This window comes from Leptotrichia sp. OH3620_COT-345, assembly GCF_003932895.1.
Lineage (GTDB): Bacteria > Fusobacteriota > Fusobacteriia > Fusobacteriales > Leptotrichiaceae > Pseudoleptotrichia.
In genome coordinates this window covers 1-275 of sequence record NZ_RQYW01000188.1, presented here as the reverse complement: position 1 = coordinate 275, position 275 = coordinate 1, and the positions used below count along the sequence as shown (strand labels likewise).

General features: G+C 34.5%; 1 protein-coding gene. It reads right to left on the bottom strand.

The features are described 5' to 3' along the window. The coding region (locus tag EII29_RS11755; protein WP_148096453.1) for a hemagglutinin repeat-containing protein at window positions 1–275 on the bottom strand (275 nt) is incomplete at both ends.

Below are 275 nucleotides of genomic sequence, written 5' to 3'. Positions count from 1 at the left end.
TTCTGAACTGATACAAGCTCAAGGTTTTTTATGTTTCCTGTTACCGTTCCGCCTTCCTGATTAAAACCTTTTAACTTCATATTCTTTGTATTGTTATGGACTTCATTTACATTTAAGAAACTTCCGTTATGATGAATAGTTTCTGTTGTATTCATATTGCTTTTATTAAACGATATGCTTCCACCATTTCCCGTTGTCTGTAACTTATGCCCATAGCCTACTGTTGCTCCTGCATTTATTCCCGTACTTTTTCCGCTTGAAGAATATCTGTTATT